The sequence below is a fragment of the Bacillus sp. AK124 genome, from assembly GCF_053903085.1.
On the sequence record NZ_CP096378.1, the window covers coordinates 1,282,502 to 1,298,720 of the forward strand.

The following is a 16,219-nucleotide window of genomic DNA, read 5'->3' on the forward strand; positions in this document are numbered from 1 at the left end:
TAGACTAGGATTCTCGCATAATTGGAATGGAGGAGAAACGTTGTCTGATGGTCAAAAAACGAAAACAACAGTTGACATCTACGGTCAGCAATTCACAATTATCGGCGATGAGAGCAAGAGCCATATGAGGCACGTTGCCTCGATTGTGGATGATAAAATGAGAGAAATCAACGAAAAAAATCCGTATCTTGATATAAATAAACTGGCCGTTTTGACGGCTGTAAATGTGGTTCACGATTATTTGAAGCTGAAGGAAGAGCTTGAGAGATTAAAAGGACAAATTAAAGAAAAGGATTGAACATCACGATGCTAGATATCATCATTATCATTTTGCTTTTGTCCGGTTTGTTTATTGGACTCAAAAGAGGGTTTATCCGCCAGTTTATCCGTTTGGTTACGTTTATCGCAGCGATCGCTGTGGCCGCAACCTATTACGGCGACCTTGCACCTAAGCTCGGCTGGATTCCGTCTCCCGACTTTACGGGCGGCCAGTCTGCGCTGGCGTTTGTAAACGGAAGCCTTGAAGGCGCTTATTACAATATGATTGCGTTTTTGATTCTCTTTTTCCTGACGATTATCCTTTTGAGAATTGCCGCATCGTTTCTGGATGCCGTTGCAAGCATACCGGTTCTCAAACAGATCAACCAAGTACTTGGAGCCGTGCTCGGTTTTGCGGAAATCTATCTGTTCGTGTTTGTCGTTCTGTTCATCGGAACGCTTCTGCCGATCGATGTTCTGCAAAACATGATGGCCGGTTCGGTGATGGCTGATTTGATCATTCATAAAACACCGTTTTTATCAAACATGTTAAACAATCTGCTGCATCAGTACGGATCTTTGTAAAAACTTCTCTGTTTGTAGGGAAGTTTTTTTTCGGGGCTCTTGAGAACCCCGAAAACTGTCGAATAGGCCTGTTTGTTGTAGGATCAGCCAAAAATTTGTATGATTGAAGCAGGATGAACGAGGGGAAACAAGAGGTGAACAGCATGCATAAAAAAGATATCATCAAATTGCTTGAAACGATTGCGATATATATGGAACTAAAAGGGGATAACCCGTTTAAGATCTCCGCTTTCAGAAAGGCTGCGGCAGCTCTTGAACAAGACGACCGGAGCCTCTCGGAAATCGATGATATGATGTCCCTGTCAGGGATCGGCAAAGGCACGTATGCCGTCATCAAGGAATATATGGACACGGGAGCGTCCGGTACGCTGGAACGATTAAAGGAAGAGGTTCCGGAAGGACTTGTCCCGCTTTTGAAGCTGCCGGGCCTCGGCGGCAAAAAAATCGCCAAGCTGTATCAGGAGCTCGGCGTCTGTGATGCGGCGTCTTTAAAAGAGGCATGCGAACAGCAAAAGGTTCAGGGGCTTGCCGGATTCGGCAAAAAAACGGAAGAAAAAATCCTGCAGGCTTTAGGTGAAGCGGGGAAACGCCCTGAACGGTACCCGATCGCGGTCGCTTTGGCTGTCGCCGGCATCATCGAAGAACAGCTTGAAGGGCTCCAGGGCCTCATCAAGTTTTCGCGGGCTGGAAGCCTGCGCCGTGCCAAAGAAACGGTGAAAGACCTCGATTACATTATGGCTGTCACTGATCCGGAACTGGTCCGGGAAGGACTCTTAAAGCTTTCGAACATCAAGGAGGTCATTGCCGCAGGAGATACGAAAGTGTCTCTCACATTTGCGTTTGAATACGAAATCAGTGCGGATTTCCGGCTGGTGACGGAGGAACAGTTCCCAACGACGCTCCATCATTTTACCGGATCAAAAGACCACAATATCAAAATGCGCCAGCTTGCCAAAGAAAAAGGCGAAAGAATCAGTGAATACGGCGTCGAAACCGTTGAAACTGGAGAAATTAAAACCTTCTCAAGCGAACAAGAGTTTTTCGCCCATTTCGGGCTTCCGTTTATTCCGCCCGAACTGCGGGAGACAGGAAGAGAAGTTGAGGACTACCGCGATGACATCGGACTCGTTTCCGCCGAGGATATTCAAGGAGACCTTCATATGCACTCGGCTTGGAGCGACGGTGCTTTTTCGATCAGGGAAATGGCGGAAGCCTGCATGGCAAAAGGGTACCGCTATATGGCGATCACAGACCATTCCCAGTATTTAAAAGTGGCAGGCGGTTTGACGCCTGAGCGCCTGCGCATGCAGGCGAAGGAAATTGATGAACTGAATAAGGAATTGACCGATTTTCATATTTTTAAAGGCGTGGAAATGGACATCCTGCCTGACGGAACGCTAGATTATGACGATGAGCTGCTGGCGGAAATGGACCTTGTCATTGCTTCGATCCATTCAAGCTTTTCACAGCCGCAGCATGTCATCATGAAGCGGCTTGAAACCGCACTGATGAATCAGCACGTTGACATTATCGCTCATCCGACCGGCCGTCTGATCGGAAGAAGGGCGGGTTATGAAGTCGATATTGACCAGCTGATCGAGCTTGCGAAGAAAACGAATACCGCCTTGGAACTGAACGCAAATCCAGCGCGGCTCGATCTCAGGATGGAACACTTGATGAAAGCGAATGCTGCCGGAGTGACACTCGTTATTAATACGGATGCCCACAACACAGCGATGCTTGACGATATGAAAACGGGCGTTACGGCAGCGAGAAAAGGATGGACGCCAAAGGCCAATGTATTAAATACCCGCTCCTTTGAAGAAGTCCAGGCATTTTTGTCGCGCCATCGATCTTAAGGAGGTTTAATGGACGTTGCAGCAAAAAGCGCTATCAGCACTTGAATTTCATAAAGTAAAAGAACAGCTCACAGAGCATGCGGCATCTTCTTTAGGGAAGGAAATGCTTTTGGAACTCAAACCTTCCCGTTCGCTCGAAGAAGTCAAAAAGCTGCAGGAAGAAGTCGATGAAGCAGGAACCGTCCTGCGTTTAAAAGGAAACGCCCCTTTCGGAGGCCTTACCGACATTAGAAAAGCGTTAAGAAGGGCGGAAATCGGCAGCATTTTAAGCCCGGCGGAATTGACCGAAATATCGGGTCTGCTATACGCAGCAAAACAGATGAAGCATTTTCTCGAAGGCCTGTTCGAAGACGGGGTTGAGATTCCTTGTCTTCACCAATATGCAGAAAAGCTCATTCCGCTTTCCGAATTGGAAAGAGACATCAATTCGTGCATCGATGATCATGGAGAAGTGCTAGACCATGCATCTGAGACGTTAAGGGGAATCAGGACGCAACTGCGGACGCTTGAATCAAGAATCAGGGACCGGCTGGAATCAATGTTGCGTTCTTCATCTGCGCAAAAAATGCTGTCGGATACGATCATCACAATTCGCAACGACCGCTTCGTTATCCCTGTCAAACAGGAGTACAGATCAAGCTACGGAGGAATCGTGCACGATCAGTCGTCTTCCGGCGCGACATTGTTTATCGAGCCTCAGGCGATTGTCGATATGAACAATGCGCTTCGCCAGGCGAAAGTAAACGAAAAACAGGAGATTGAACGGATTTTGCGCGTCCTGACAGAAAAGACGGCAGAGCACACAAATGAACTCTTTCACGATGTCAAAGTGCTTCAGACGCTGGACTTTATTTTTGCAAAAGCAAAATACGCCAAAGCGACAAAAGCGGTTAAACCGGCTGTCAATGCTGACGGCTATGTCCGCCTGATTCAAGCCCGCCACCCGCTTTTGCCCCTGGATGAAGTCGTTCCGAATGATATTGAGCTCGGCGGAGAGTATACGACAATTGTCATCACGGGCCCGAACACGGGCGGTAAAACGGTGACGCTTAAAACGCTCGGGCTTTTGACCATTATGGCGCAGTCGGGATTGCACGTACCAGCGGAAGAAGGATCAGAAACCGCCATATTTGATCAAGTATTTGCCGATATCGGCGATGAACAGTCAATCGAACAAAGCTTAAGTACGTTCTCGTCACATATGGTCAACATCGTCGATATTTTGAAAGACATGACGGAAAACAGCCTTGTGCTTTTTGACGAGCTCGGCGCCGGGACAGACCCGCAGGAAGGCGCGGCCCTTGCGATCAGCATCCTTGATGAGGTGTGCCAGACTGGCGCGCGCGTCATTGCCACGACTCATTACCCTGAGCTGAAGGCATACGGCTACAATCGCGAAAATGTCATTAATGCAAGCGTCGAATTTGATATCGATACACTGTCGCCGACCTACAAGCTGTTAATCGGAGTGCCCGGCCGAAGCAATGCGTTCGAAATTTCGAAGCGACTCGGGCTGCCTGATTACCTGATCGGCCGCGCAAAAGCGGAGATGACGGCCGAGCATAATGAAGTTGATACGATGATCGCATCGCTGGAAGACAGCAAAAAGCGCGCCGAGGCGGAGCTGAACGAGACAGAAGCCATCCGCGCCGAGGCTGAAGCCCTTCACCGCGACCTCCAGCAGCAGATCAGCGAATGGCAGGAGAAAAAAGAAAGGCTCTATGAAGAAGCGGAGCAAAAAGCGGCTGAAAAAGTCAAAGAAGCGATGAAAGAAGCAGACGAGATCATCCAGTCGCTCCGCATGATCAAGGAAGACCATAAAGCATTTAAAGACCATGAGCTGATCGAGGCGAAAAAACGCCTTGAAGAAGCGGTGCCTTCGTTTGAAAAAGCGAAAAAGCCGGCTCAGAAAAAAACGGACAAGCGCGAATTAAAACCGGGCGATGAAGTCAAGGTTTTAACCTTTGGTCAAAAAGGGACGCTGCTCGAAAAAACGGGTGCGGCCGAATGGAATGTTCAAATCGGCATTCTGAAAATGAAGGTTAAGGAAAAGGATCTGGAATTCCTGAAATCGGCACCTGAACCCGAAAAACAAAAAACGATCGCCGCCGTCAAAGGAAAAGATTATCACGTCTCGCTCGAACTCGACCTTAGAGGGGAGCGGTATGAAAATGCGCTTCACCGGGTTGAAAAATACTTGGATGATGCGGTGCTTGCGGGCTATCCAAGAGTCTCGATCATCCACGGAAAAGGAACCGGCGCCCTCCGAAAAGGCGTTCAGGACCTCTTGAAATCCCACCGCAATGTGAAAAACTCCCGGTTCGGCGAAGCGGGAGAGGGAGGATCAGGCGTCACCATTGTCGAATTAAAATAAAAAAGGGAGTCTAGAAGGATGAAAGAGTTTTGGGAGAACAACCTTGTGGAAATTGCCGCGTACTACAGCGTTTCCGTTTTGTGTCTTGTGATATTTTTATCTGTGTTTGAACTCGTCACCACCTATAAAAATTGGGAGGAGATTCAAAAAGGAAACATGGCGGTCGCGATGGCAACAGGCGGAAAAATTTTAGGCATCGCCAACGTGCTGCAAAAATCGATCAGCCAGCATAATTCCCTGCTGCAAATGATGGGGTGGGGGCTGTTCGGTTTTATCCTGCTTTTGATCGGCTACTTCATTTTTGAATTTCTGACGCCGCGCTTTAAAATTGACAAGGAGATTGAAAACGACAACCGCGCAGTCGGCTTCATTTCATTCGTTATTTCAGTCGGCCTGTCATTTGTCGTGGCTTCGGGTATCTAAAGGGGATCAACATGGAGAAATTAGCGAAAGTCCTGTTTTTCACAGCTGGGGTATTTGTGGTTATCGGCCTGATTTATATGATCTTTTATGCTTGAAAAAGGTGTCCTTTAAAAGGGCGCCTTTTTAAAAAGAAAAAATATCATTACTTTCTGAATATTGTTTTGATATACTGAAATCAAGAATATATTGTTTAAAAGGGGGGAGCTTATGCCGACTGAAAAACCGTGGCTGCGTCATTATCCCGAACAAATTCCTCACGAGCTGCAATTTGAAGATCAAACACTCCATTCCATCCTGCAACAATCCGCCCAACAGTTTTCTGAAAAAACAGCGATTCATTTTCTCGGAAAAAAATGTTCGTACCGGCAAGTTTATGAGGACGCTTTAAAAATGGCAGATTACCTGCTGTCACTCGGCATTCAAAAAGGAGACAGAGTCTCGATCATGCTGCCGAACTGCCCGCAGGCGGTTATCGCGTATTACGGCGTTCTTTTCTCCGGCGGCATCGTCGTCCAGACAAATCCGCTGTATACGGAAAGGGAGCTTGAACATCTGCTTCATGACAGCGGGGCAACCATCATCATTACGCTTGACATGCTGTACCCGGCAGCATATAAAATGAAAGCGCTGTCAAATATCCGGCACATCATTGCGACAAGCATAAAAGATTACCTGCCTTTCCCTAAAAATCTGCTGTACCCAATCGTGCAAAAAAAAGAGAATCAAATGTCGGTTGAGATCAATGAAAATGAGACGACACACCTCTTCCGAACCATCATGAAACGCCCCGTTCCAAGCGGTCCGCCGGGGATTGAAATCGATCCGGCCCACGACATTGCCGTCCTGCAGTATACCGGAGGCACGACAGGCACGCCAAAAGGCGTCATGCTCAGCCACCGCAACATACTAGCCAATATGGAGATGTGCGATGCCTGGTTTTATCAATTGAATAAAGGGGAGGAGAAGGTGCTGGGGATCGTCCCGTTTTTTCACGTCTACGGAATGACGGCCGTCTTGAATTTCACGATCAGGCAGGGATATGAAATGATTCTGCTGCCGAGATTTGACGCGCGCGCAGCGCTGAAAACGATCGATAAAGAAAAGCCGACGATATTTCCGGGGGCACCGACGATATATATTGCCCTGTTGAACCATCCTGATCTTCACCAATTTGATCTGTCGTCAATTAAGAGCTGTTTGAGCGGATCTGCAGCGCTTCCTGTTGAAGTCAAACAGCAGTTTGAAAAGGTAACGGGCGGAAGGCTTGTCGAAGGTTACGGAATGTCTGAAACCTCGCCCGTCACTCACGCCAATTTTATTTGGGATTTGAATAAAGCGGGCAGTATCGGCTGTCCTTGGCCTGGTACAGACGCGGCTATCTATTCGGAAGAAACCGGCGGTTTTCTCGGACCTTATGAGCATGGAGAAATCGTCGTCAAAGGACCGCAGGTGATGAAGGGCTACTGGAACAATGATGAAGAAACCGCTCAAAGTCTAAGGGACGGCTGGTTTTTTACAGGGGACATCGGCTACATGGATAAAGACGGCTTCTTTTATATTGTCGACCGCAAAAAAGACGTGATCATTGCCGGGGGATACAACATTTACCCGCGTGAAATCGAAGAGGTGCTCTATGAGCACGAAGCCGTTCAGGAGGCGGTTGTTGCCGGCATCCCTGATGAATACAGAGGAGAAACGGTTAAGGCTTTTATAGTGCTGAAAGATCATGTTACAATAACGGAGAAGGAATTGGACGAATATGCCAGATCGCGTCTGGCTCCTTATAAAGTACCGAAAGTATACGAGTTCAGGGACGAACTGCCGAAAACGGCAGTCGGGAAGATTTTAAGAAGAGCGCTCGTTCAAGAAGAAAAAACCGGCGTCTGAAAAAGCGAAGTCTGCCGTCGATTTTGACGGCATGCTTTTGTGGTGCGATTTGAGTTTAGCTTCTTGACAAAGCGTCCATTTTTATTTACGATAAACTCATGAATGAGTATTCATTCATTAATTTGAAAGGAACGAAGCCAATTGAAACAAAAGAGACCAAAGTATATGCAGATTATCGACGCAGCTGTCATTGTGATTGCAGAAAACGGATACCATCAGGCGCAGGTTTCGAAAATCGCCAAGCAGGCCGGAGTGGCGGACGGCACCATTTATCTTTATTTTAAAAACAAAGAAGATATTCTCATCTCGCTATTCAAAGAGAAAATGGGACAGTTTATCGAGCAGATGAACGAAGAAATGGAAGTGACAAATTCGGCGACAGAAAAGCTCACGCTGTTCATCAAAAAGCACTTTGAACTGCTCAGCAGCGATCGCCACCTCGCGATTGTCACCCAGCTTGAGCTGAGGCAGTCGAATCTTGAGCTGAGGCTGAAAATCAATGAGATTCTCAAAGGGTACTTGACGATCCTGGAAGACATCATCACCGAAGGAAAAGAAGCGGGAGAATTTAAGAGCACGCTTGATGTCCGCCTGGCGAAGCAGATGATTTTCGGTACGGTGGATGAGACGGTTACAACCTGGGTGATGAATGATCAAAAATACGATCTGCCAAAGCTGGCAGACAGCATTCATGAATTGCTGATCCATGGGTTCGGCAGCCAAAAGACGAAGGAGGAGAAATAAAATGGCAGCATTAACATACGCCGTAGACGACTATATCGCAACCATTACGATTCAGCACCCGCCGGCAAATGCGCTATCGACGCAAGTGCTTGAAGACCTTTCCGCATGTCTTGAGGAGCTTTCAGAACGTCAGGATGTCAGAAGCGTCGTGATTCACGGGGAAGGAAGATTTTTCTCGGCAGGCGCTGACATTAAAGAGTTTACATCATTGATGGACGGGTCTGATTATGCAAATTTGGCTGATAAAGGCCAGCAGATTTTCGAAAAAGTAGAATCTTTTCCAAAGCCCGTGATCGCCGCGATTCACGGAGCTGCTCTTGGAGGAGGTCTGGAGCTTGCGATGGCATGCCACATCCGGATTGCCGAGGAGAGCGCTAAGCTCGGCCTTCCCGAACTGAATCTCGGAATCATTCCCGGCTTTGCGGGAACGCAGCGCCTTCCGAAGTATGTGGGCACCGCCAAAGCGCTTGAAATGATCGGGACATCAGAGCCGATATCCGGCAAGGAAGCTTTTGAATACGGCCTTGTCACGATTTTGGCGGCGAATGAAGAAGAAGTGCTGCAAAAGGCACAAGAGCTCGCGCGAAAATTCGCTGAAAAAAGTCCGCAGACGATGGCTTATGTCATTGAACTCCTGAATTCGAGCAAAGTGTATTCGTATGAAGGCGGCCTCAAGCTGGAAGGAAAATACTTCGGCGAAGTGTTCCAATCGGAGGATGCGAAGGAAGGGATTCAGGCATTTCTTGAAAAGCGGAAGCCGCATTTTAAAGGGAAATAACAAACGTGAAAACAAAGGGGATGAATAGAACATGAACATTTATGTCTTAATGAAGCGCACGTTTGATACAGAGGAGAAAATTCAGATTGAACAAGGGGAAATCAGCACGGATGGAGCGGAATTCATCATCAACCCGTACGATGAGTACGCCATTGAAGAAGCGCTTCAGCTGAAGGAGAAGCACGGCGGTGAGATTACGGTTGTCACAGTCGGCGAGGAAGAAGCTGAAAAAGAACTCAGGACGGCTCTGGCGATGGGGTGCGACAAAGCCGTTTTGATCAACATTGAAGACGATCTGGAAGAAGCGGACCAATATACGGCGTCAGCCATCCTATACAACTATTTGAAAGACCGCGAGTATGACATGATACTCGGCGGGAATGTGGCGATCGACGGGGGATCGGGACAGGTGGCGCCTCGTTTGGCCGAGCTGCTCGGCATCCCTTGTATCACGACGATTACAAAGCTGACGGTAAACGGCGGAGATGTTGAAGCGGAACGCGACGCCGAGGGTGACCTTGAAGTGATCCAAACGTCGCTTCCAATCGTAGCGACTGCACAGCAGGGGTTGAACGAACCGCGTTATCCGTCACTTCCGGGAATCATGAAGGCGAAGAAAAAGCCTCTTGAGGAGCTTGAACTTGATGATCTGGACATCGACGAGGAAGACGTGGCCGCCAAAACAAAAACGATCGAACGGTTCCTGCCTCCGAAAAAAGAAGCCGGGAAAATCCTTGAAGGGGAGCCGGAACAGCAGGCGGCAGACCTTGTATCACTGCTGAGAAGCGAAGCAAAGGTCGTTTGAAGCCGAAGGGAGCAAAAACACGGTCATTAAAATACAGGGGGAAATGGACATGAGCAAAAAAGTTATCGTATTGGGAGAGTTCAGGGACGGTTCGTTGAGAAATGTGACATTCGAAGCGATAGCCGCAGGAAAAACGGTTGCCGAAGGGGGAGAGGTGATCGGTGTTCTCTTCGGTGAAAGCGTTTCAAGCGATGCGGCACAACTGATCCATTACGGCGCTGACAGAGTGCTTACAGCCGAAAACCCGCTCTTGAAAAACTATACGTCTGACGGCTATGTTCAAGCCTTTATGCCGATCATTGAGCGCGAAAGTCCGGACGTGATCATTTTCGGCCATACGTCAATGGGCAAAGACTTGTCGCCGAAGCTTGCAGCCCGTATGGGAACAGGGCTGATATCAGATGCCGTCAACGTCGAAGTAGCCGGCGGCAACATCGTGTTTACAAGACCGATCTACTCAGGCAAAGCGTTTGAGCGGATCATTTCCGAAGATGAAACGATTTTTGCAACGATCAGACCGAATAATATTGCCCCGCTCGACAAAGATGAGACGCGAACGGGAGCGGTCGAAAGCATCGAAGCGGATATTCGGGACATCAGAACGGTTATCAAGGACATTGTCAAAAAAACGTCCGAAGGCGTCGATTTGTCTGAAGCGAAAATCATCGTAGCCGGCGGCCGCGGCGTCAAAAGCGAGGAAGGCTTTAAACCGCTGCAGGAGCTTGCCGACGTACTGGGCGGCGCGGTCGGCGCTTCAAGGGGAGCCTGTGACGCAGACTACTGCGACTATTCGCTTCAAATCGGCCAGACCGGCAAAGTCGTAACTCCAGACTTATATATCGCCTGCGGCATTTCAGGAGCGATTCAGCACCTCGCAGGGATGTCAAACAGCAAAATCATCGTTGCCATCAACAAAGATCCGGAAGCCGACATCTTTAAAATTGCCGACTACGGGATCGTCGGCGACTTATTTGAAATCGTTCCGCTGCTCACGGAAGAATTTAAAAAGCTGAGCGTCAGTACTTGATCAAAAGCCGGCCTGAAATGGCCGGCTTTTTACATAGGCACATTTCCGCCTTTTGCAAAATAACATGGAATAAGGACATTTTTAGAAAGGCTAAAATCCCGATGTGTAAAACTGCGCAGATAGGGAAATGTATAATCAAGCATTATGTTAGCGTGAACCAAAGGGAGATGCTATACTAAAAAGCATAATTTCACAATTGGAGGAATGAAAGAATGGCTATCGTAAAAGCAACTGATCAAACATTCTCATCTGAAACAAGTGAAGGCGTAGTTCTTGCCGACTTCTGGGCTCCTTGGTGCGGACCTTGCAAAATGATCGCGCCGGTACTTGAAGAGCTTGATCAAGAAATGGGAGACAAACTGAAAATCGTAAAAATCGATGTTGACGAAAACCAAGAAACTGCCGGCAAATACGGCGTGATGAGCATCCCGACTCTCCTCATACTAAAAGACGGCGAAGTGGTTGAAACATCTGTCGGCTTTAAACCGAAAGAAGCCCTTGAAGAACTGGTCAACAAACATTTGTAAAATAGAAACCTGTGAAAAAGGCGATTCCAAAGGGATCGCTTTTTTCTTACAACGCCCCGTCTTCCTTCTCCAATTGTAGCGAACGTACGGTCGGTCATGGTAAACTGAAATGAAGAAAAAACGCCGAAACAAGGAAGGATTTTTGATGAACAAAAAAATCAAAGAAAAGCTGGCCCTTCTCCCGGATCAGCCTGGCTGCTACTTGATGAAAGACAGGCAGGATACCGTCATCTACGTCGGGAAAGCGAAAATCTTAAAAAACAGGGTCCGCTCCTATTTCAGCGGGTCCCATGATGCCAAAACACAGCGTCTTGTCAGTGAAATTGAAGATTTTGAATACATTGTCACCTCCTCGAACATCGAAGCGCTCATTCTTGAAATGAATTTAATCAAAAAGTACGACCCGAAATATAACGTGATGCTGAAAGATGATAAAAGCTACCCGTTTATTAAAATCACGAACGAGCGGCATCCGAAGCTGATTGTCACGAGGAAGGTCAAAAAAGACAAAGGCCGCTATTTCGGGCCGTATCCCAATGTCCAGGCTGCGAGGGAAACAAAAAAGCTGCTGGACCGCCTCTATCCGCTCAGAAAGTGCGCCAAACTGCCGGACCGCGTCTGTTTGTACTATCATCTCGGACAATGTCTGGCGCCATGCGTATATGATGTGTCTGAGGAGACAAACCGACAGCTCACAGAAGAAATCACCCGCTTTTTAAAGGGCGGATACAATGAAGTCAAGAAAGAACTTGAAGCAAAAATGCTCGAAGCCTCGGAAAACCTGCAGTTCGAACGGGCGAAAGAATTCCGCGATCAAATGGCCCATATCGAGTCAACGATGGAAAAACAGAAAATGATGCTGAATGACATGGTTGACCGCGATGTATTTGCCTATTCGTATGACAAGGGCTGGATGTGCGTCCAGGTCTTCTTTATCAGGCAGGGCAAATTGATTGAAAGAGATGTCAGCATGTTTCCTTTATACAGGGAAGCAGACGAGGAGTTTTTGACGTTCATCGGGCAATTTTACTCAAAAAACAACCATTTCCTCCCAAGGGAAATTTTAGTTCCAGACAGCGTCGATAAGGACATGATTGAGGAGCTTTTGGACGTGAACGTGCGCCAGCCGAAAAGGGGAGCGAAGAAAGACCTGCTGCTCCTTGCCCATAAAAATGCAAAGCTCGCTTTGAAAGAGAAGTTTTCGCTCATTGAACGGGACGAAGAGCGGACGATCGGCGCGATTGAAAAGCTCGGCAAAGCACTGGGCATCTACACGCCGTACCGAATTGAAGCGTTTGATAATTCAAATATTCAAGGAACGGACCCCGTTTCGGCGATGGTCGTCTTTCTCGACGGAAAACCGCATAAAAAAGAGTACCGCAAATATAAGATTAAGACGGTTGAAGGCCCTGACGACTACGGGTCAATGCGCGAAGTCATCAGAAGAAGATATACAAGGGTGCTGAAAGAGAATCTGCCGCTGCCTGATTTAGTATTGATCGACGGCGGAAAAGGCCAGGTGTCTGCCGCCCTTGACGTTTTGGAAAATGAATTGGGGCTCGATGTCCCTGTTGCCGGTCTGGTGAAAGATGATAAACACAGAACTTCCAACCTTTTGATCGGCGACCCCCTTGAGATCGTCCAGCTTGAGCGGAACAGCCAGGAATTTTACCTGCTTCAGCGCATTCAGGATGAAGTTCACAGGTTTGCGATCAGCTTCCACAGGCAGCTCAGAGGAAAAAGCGCATTTCAATCGGTGCTCGACGGCATACCGGGCGTCGGCGAACAGCGGAAAAAACTGCTGTTAAAACATTTCGGTTCCGTTAAGAAAATGAAGGAAGCGAGCGCCGAAGATATCCGCAAGCTCGGCATCCCCCTGAAGACGGCGCAGCTGATTGAAGAGGCTCTGAAAAAATAATGTTGAACTTTTAAAAAGAATCTGATAGAATTTGTACTAATTTCATAATAAGATCGTGTGATATGGTGAAGATAGAGGTGCGAACTTCAAGAGTAGGCTTGATGAGGAAGATGGATTCCGATGAAAAAAGCTGAAAGGGGAGCGTCGCCGAAGCGGGGAAAAAATCCATTCGTTTTTCCTGCTGGCTTTACATTGAATAAATGTAAGGCTGTCAAGAAATCATTTCTTGGAGGGCTATCTCGTTGTTAAAATCATCGGCATTTTGTTGGTTAAAGCAATGAGGGAATTTCTCTCATTGCTTTTTTTGTACGAAAAAACGTACAGCCCGCCGGTCAAGTTTTCCTCTTCATACATAAACAAGCACGAACGAAAACAAAAAGGGTGGTATTTGATGGGTCTCATCGTCCAAAAATTTGGCGGAACTTCAGTAGGATCAGTGGAAAAAATATTGAATGTCGCAAACCGTGTCATCGAAGAAAAACAGCGCGGTCATGATGTTGTCGTCGTCGTTTCAGCGATGGGCAAATCGACGGATTCCCTCGTCGCGCTTGCTAAGGAAATTACCGAGCAGCCGGGCAGCAGGGAAATGGATATGCTGCTGACAACAGGAGAACAGGTGACAATTTCGCTGTTGACAATGGCTTTGCAGAACAAGGGGTATGATGCGGTTTCCTATACAGGCTGGCAGGCCGGCATCGAAACCGAAAATATTCACGGCAACGCAAGAATTACGAACATTGATACAGGCAAGCTGAAAGAGCGTCTGAATGAAGGGAAAATCGCCGTTGTCGCCGGATTCCAGGGGACGACAGCGGAAGGTGAAATCACAACGCTCGGCAGAGGCGGATCAGATACGACAGCCGTTGCCCTCGCAGCTGCCCTGAAAGCCGATAAATGCGACATTTACACCGATGTACCGGGGGTTTTCACAACCGATCCCCGCTATGTGAAAACAGCGCGGAAGCTGGCCGGAATCTCCTACGATGAAATGCTTGAGCTTGCCAATCTTGGAGCAGGCGTCCTGCACCCGAGAGCTGTTGAGTTCGCGAAAAACTATCAGGTACCTTTGGAAGTCCGTTCAAGCACCGAAAAAGAAGCCGGCACATTAATCGAGGAGGAATCATCAATGGAACAGAATTTAATCGTAAGAGGCATTGCATTTGAAGATCAGATCACACGCGTGACCGTATGCGGCCTGGCGAGCGGCTTGACGACGCTGTCAACGATTTTTACAACGCTCGCTAAACAGAACATCAACGTTGACATCATCATTCAATCAGTGACAAGCACAAGCCAAACGTCGATTTCTTTCTCCGTGAAAACGGAAGACTTAAAACGGACGGTCGAAGTTCTCGAAGAATACAAAGACGCGCTCGACTATGAACAGATTGAAACGGAAAACAGGCTGGCCAAAGTCTCGATCGTCGGTTCAGGCATGATCTCCAACCCGGGAGTAGCAGCGGAAATGTTCGCTGTGCTGGCGGAAAAAAACATCCAGGTCAAAATGGTCAGCACATCCGAAATCAAAGTTTCGACTGTCGTCAACGAAGGCGATATGGTGAAAGCCGTTGAAGCGCTGCATGATGCTTTTGAACTGTCAAAGCAGACAGCAGTCATTTAAAAAGAAAAAGGCGGGACTTTTGCAGTCTCCGCCTTTTTTGCATAGTTATGCCGGGTCTTTCAAATCCCATTTTACAGTTAAAACAACTTTTCCGGCTCTTTTTTTCACTTGTTCATACGATTCGGCAATTTGTTCGTTCATCAGCTGGATTTGCTCGGCGATAAATCCGGCTTCGAGCTGAAAGCAGGGTTCCTTTTGATATTTGAGGCGGTTTGAGACCAGCGGGCCTTCGAGCTCAAACTCAAGCTCCTGTTTTTTTGAATGGGCGATCGTAAGCGTTCCCCAGCCTGCATCCAGAAAGAAAGCGGGAAGATCCTCCCTGGATTCAAGCGGGAACTTGCGGGCGAGCTTTTTTCCCGCCCAGTACATCATATCTGCGTAGTCTTGTCCCAGCATATCGGGAAGCAGCACTTCCCTGATCAACTCATAGCCATATGCGGAGACTTCCAGCTCTTTTAATTGCGCTAAGTTTGCTTCATATTTGTTCATATCCAATGTCTCCCCTCTTTTCTCCGTTTATTATAGCTTAAATGGGGTGAAAGATTACAGCGGGGACATGCAATTAGGAAGAAAAAAATCTGATATATTTATATTTTGATAAAATAAAATTTTCTAAAATATGATTAAATTTTAGAAAATTTCAATTTATGTACGCGTTTTCTTGACGCCTATTTCTCATAGGAGTAAAATGAAATTGTCATAAAAACTTAACAAAGTGCGATATTTGAAACAGGACGGGGGATAGGAGACCTTTCATTTTTACTGCACTTTTCAACTAGGGGGTAAAGCAATGGCCGGGAACAGAGAGTTTGTTTATCGAAGACTGCATTCTTTGCTTGGCGTCATACCGGTAGGCATATTTTTAATCCAGCATTTGGTTGTCAACCATTTTGCGGCAAGCGGAGCAGAGGCGTTTAATAACGCCGCTCACTTTATGGAAAACCTGCCGTTCAGGTACGTCTTGGAAATCTTCGTGATTTTCCTTCCGCTGATTTATCATGCTGTTTATGGAGTATACATAGCTTTTACAGCGAAAAACAATGCGAACAGATTCGGATTTTTTAGAAACTGGATGTTCGTTCTGCAGCGGATTACAGGAATCGTTACCTTGATTTTTGTCAGCTGGCACGTGTGGCAAACACGGATTGCCGCCCAAATGGGGGCAGAAGTAAACTTTGACATGATGGCTGATATTTTGAGCTCCCCGATCATGCTCGGCTTTTACATTGTAGGTGTCCTCTCAACAATCTTCCACTTTTCAAACGGTTTATGGTCGTTTGCTGTCACTTGGGGAATCACCGTTTCTCCTCGCTCACAGCGAATCGCCACGTTTGTGACAATGGGAGTCTTTGTTGTGTTGTCCTATGTAGGGCTGAGAGCGATTTTGGCATTTGTGTAAAAGAACTAGATTAC

Annotated in this window: 15 protein-coding genes and 1 riboswitch; of the genes, 14 read left to right on the forward strand and 1 reads right to left on the reverse strand. The window is 47.4% G+C overall.

The annotated features are described in order from the left end of the window. Positions 1 to 40 precede the first annotated feature (40 nt). The 13 genes from zapA (at position 41) to M1E06_RS06510 (ending at position 14,806) form a co-directional block, all read left to right on the forward strand. Entirely contained in the window at positions 41 to 298 is a 258-nt protein-coding gene (zapA, locus tag M1E06_RS06450; RefSeq protein ID WP_020452506.1) for a cell division protein ZapA, read from the forward strand. A gap of 8 nt (positions 299 to 306) precedes the next feature. Further along, positions 307 to 843 carry a CvpA family protein gene (locus tag M1E06_RS06455; protein ID WP_023855455.1) on the forward strand — a complete coding sequence of 179 codons (537 nt, stop codon included), beginning with the start codon at positions 307 to 309 and terminating at the stop codon, positions 841 to 843. A 143-nt stretch (positions 844 to 986) separates the two neighbouring features. Beyond that, a complete protein-coding gene (gene polX / locus M1E06_RS06460) occupies positions 987 to 2,702 on the forward strand; it encodes a DNA polymerase/3'-5' exonuclease PolX (protein ID WP_025811018.1) in 1,716 nt (571 codons plus the stop codon). 16 nt (positions 2,703 to 2,718) lie between these two features. Next, positions 2,719 to 5,076, forward strand: a complete 2,358-nt coding sequence (locus M1E06_RS06465) for an endonuclease MutS2 (protein WP_023855454.1) — start codon at positions 2,719 to 2,721, stop codon at positions 5,074 to 5,076. 18 nt (positions 5,077 to 5,094) lie between these two features. Beyond that, a complete protein-coding gene (locus tag M1E06_RS06470; protein WP_003184198.1) occupies positions 5,095 to 5,499 on the forward strand; it encodes a DUF350 domain-containing protein in 405 nt (134 codons plus the stop codon). A 207-nt stretch (positions 5,500 to 5,706) separates the two neighbouring features. Further along, complete coding sequence (locus tag M1E06_RS06475; RefSeq protein WP_023855453.1) at positions 5,707 to 7,386, forward strand: AMP-binding protein; 1,680 nt, start codon at positions 5,707 to 5,709, stop codon at positions 7,384 to 7,386. A 141-nt stretch (positions 7,387 to 7,527) separates the two neighbouring features. Beyond that, positions 7,528 to 8,130: a TetR/AcrR family transcriptional regulator gene (locus M1E06_RS06480; protein ID WP_020452501.1), complete on the forward strand. Its 603-nt coding sequence runs from the start codon at positions 7,528 to 7,530 to the stop codon at positions 8,128 to 8,130. A gap of 1 nt (position 8,131) precedes the next feature. Beyond that, the gene (locus M1E06_RS06485) at positions 8,132 to 8,908 is read left to right on the forward strand and encodes an enoyl-CoA hydratase (RefSeq protein ID WP_020452500.1); all 777 of its coding nucleotides are present in this window, start codon (positions 8,132 to 8,134) and stop codon (positions 8,906 to 8,908) included. 31 nt (positions 8,909 to 8,939) lie between these two features. Continuing rightward, a complete protein-coding gene (locus M1E06_RS06490) occupies positions 8,940 to 9,713 on the forward strand; it encodes an electron transfer flavoprotein subunit beta/FixA family protein (RefSeq protein ID WP_020452499.1) in 774 nt (257 codons plus the stop codon). 49 nt (positions 9,714 to 9,762) lie between these two features. Then, complete coding sequence (locus tag M1E06_RS06495) at positions 9,763 to 10,740, forward strand: electron transfer flavoprotein subunit alpha/FixB family protein (protein ID WP_039072904.1); 978 nt, start codon at positions 9,763 to 9,765, stop codon at positions 10,738 to 10,740. Between the two features lie 212 nt (positions 10,741 to 10,952). Beyond that, positions 10,953 to 11,267 (forward strand): thioredoxin, encoded by a 315-nt coding sequence (gene trxA / locus M1E06_RS06500; protein ID WP_020452497.1) that lies wholly within the window; start codon positions 10,953 to 10,955, stop codon positions 11,265 to 11,267. A gap of 145 nt (positions 11,268 to 11,412) precedes the next feature. After that, entirely contained in the window at positions 11,413 to 13,185 is a 1,773-nt protein-coding gene (gene uvrC, locus M1E06_RS06505) for an excinuclease ABC subunit UvrC (protein ID WP_023855450.1), read from the forward strand. A gap of 64 nt (positions 13,186 to 13,249) precedes the next feature. After that, positions 13,250 to 13,430, forward strand: a riboswitch (Lysine riboswitch). A gap of 146 nt (positions 13,431 to 13,576) precedes the next feature. After that, positions 13,577 to 14,806, forward strand: a complete 1,230-nt coding sequence (locus M1E06_RS06510) for an aspartate kinase (protein WP_043054600.1) — start codon at positions 13,577 to 13,579, stop codon at positions 14,804 to 14,806. A gap of 45 nt (positions 14,807 to 14,851) precedes the next feature. Here M1E06_RS06510 and M1E06_RS06515 read toward each other — a convergent pair whose 3' ends face one another. After that, the gene (locus M1E06_RS06515; protein ID WP_020452494.1) at positions 14,852 to 15,295 is read right to left on the reverse strand and encodes a YslB family protein; all 444 of its coding nucleotides are present in this window, start codon (positions 15,293 to 15,295) and stop codon (positions 14,852 to 14,854) included. Between the two features lie 301 nt (positions 15,296 to 15,596). Here M1E06_RS06515 and M1E06_RS06520 point away from each other — a divergent pair, with 301 nt between their 5' ends. Beyond that, a complete protein-coding gene (locus M1E06_RS06520) occupies positions 15,597 to 16,205 on the forward strand; it encodes a succinate dehydrogenase cytochrome b558 subunit (RefSeq protein ID WP_020452493.1) in 609 nt (202 codons plus the stop codon). The last annotated feature ends 14 nt before the right edge of the window (positions 16,206 to 16,219 follow it).

What these genes read in the sequence shown, in the direction of transcription:
- M1E06_RS06515 (WP_020452494.1), bottom strand. Translation starts at nt 15,295, where the DNA reads ATGAACAAATATGAAGCAAACTTAGCGCAATTAAAAGAGCTGGAAGTC.
- M1E06_RS06510 (WP_043054600.1), top strand. Translation starts at nt 13,577, where the DNA reads ATGGGTCTCATCGTCCAAAAATTTGGCGGAACTTCAGTAGGATCAGTG.
- trxA (WP_020452497.1), top strand. Translation starts at nt 10,953, where the DNA reads ATGGCTATCGTAAAAGCAACTGATCAAACATTCTCATCTGAAACAAGT.
- polX (WP_025811018.1), top strand. Translation starts at nt 987, where the DNA reads ATGCATAAAAAAGATATCATCAAATTGCTTGAAACGATTGCGATATAT.
- M1E06_RS06520 (WP_020452493.1), top strand. Translation starts at nt 15,597, where the DNA reads ATGGCCGGGAACAGAGAGTTTGTTTATCGAAGACTGCATTCTTTGCTT.
- M1E06_RS06485 (WP_020452500.1), top strand. Translation starts at nt 8,132, where the DNA reads ATGGCAGCATTAACATACGCCGTAGACGACTATATCGCAACCATTACG.
- M1E06_RS06455 (WP_023855455.1), top strand. Translation starts at nt 307, where the DNA reads ATGCTAGATATCATCATTATCATTTTGCTTTTGTCCGGTTTGTTTATT.
- uvrC (WP_023855450.1), top strand. Translation starts at nt 11,413, where the DNA reads ATGAACAAAAAAATCAAAGAAAAGCTGGCCCTTCTCCCGGATCAGCCT.
- M1E06_RS06490 (WP_020452499.1), top strand. Translation starts at nt 8,940, where the DNA reads ATGAACATTTATGTCTTAATGAAGCGCACGTTTGATACAGAGGAGAAA.
- M1E06_RS06470 (WP_003184198.1), top strand. Translation starts at nt 5,095, where the DNA reads ATGAAAGAGTTTTGGGAGAACAACCTTGTGGAAATTGCCGCGTACTAC.
- M1E06_RS06495 (WP_039072904.1), top strand. Translation starts at nt 9,763, where the DNA reads ATGAGCAAAAAAGTTATCGTATTGGGAGAGTTCAGGGACGGTTCGTTG.
- M1E06_RS06475 (WP_023855453.1), top strand. Translation starts at nt 5,707, where the DNA reads ATGCCGACTGAAAAACCGTGGCTGCGTCATTATCCCGAACAAATTCCT.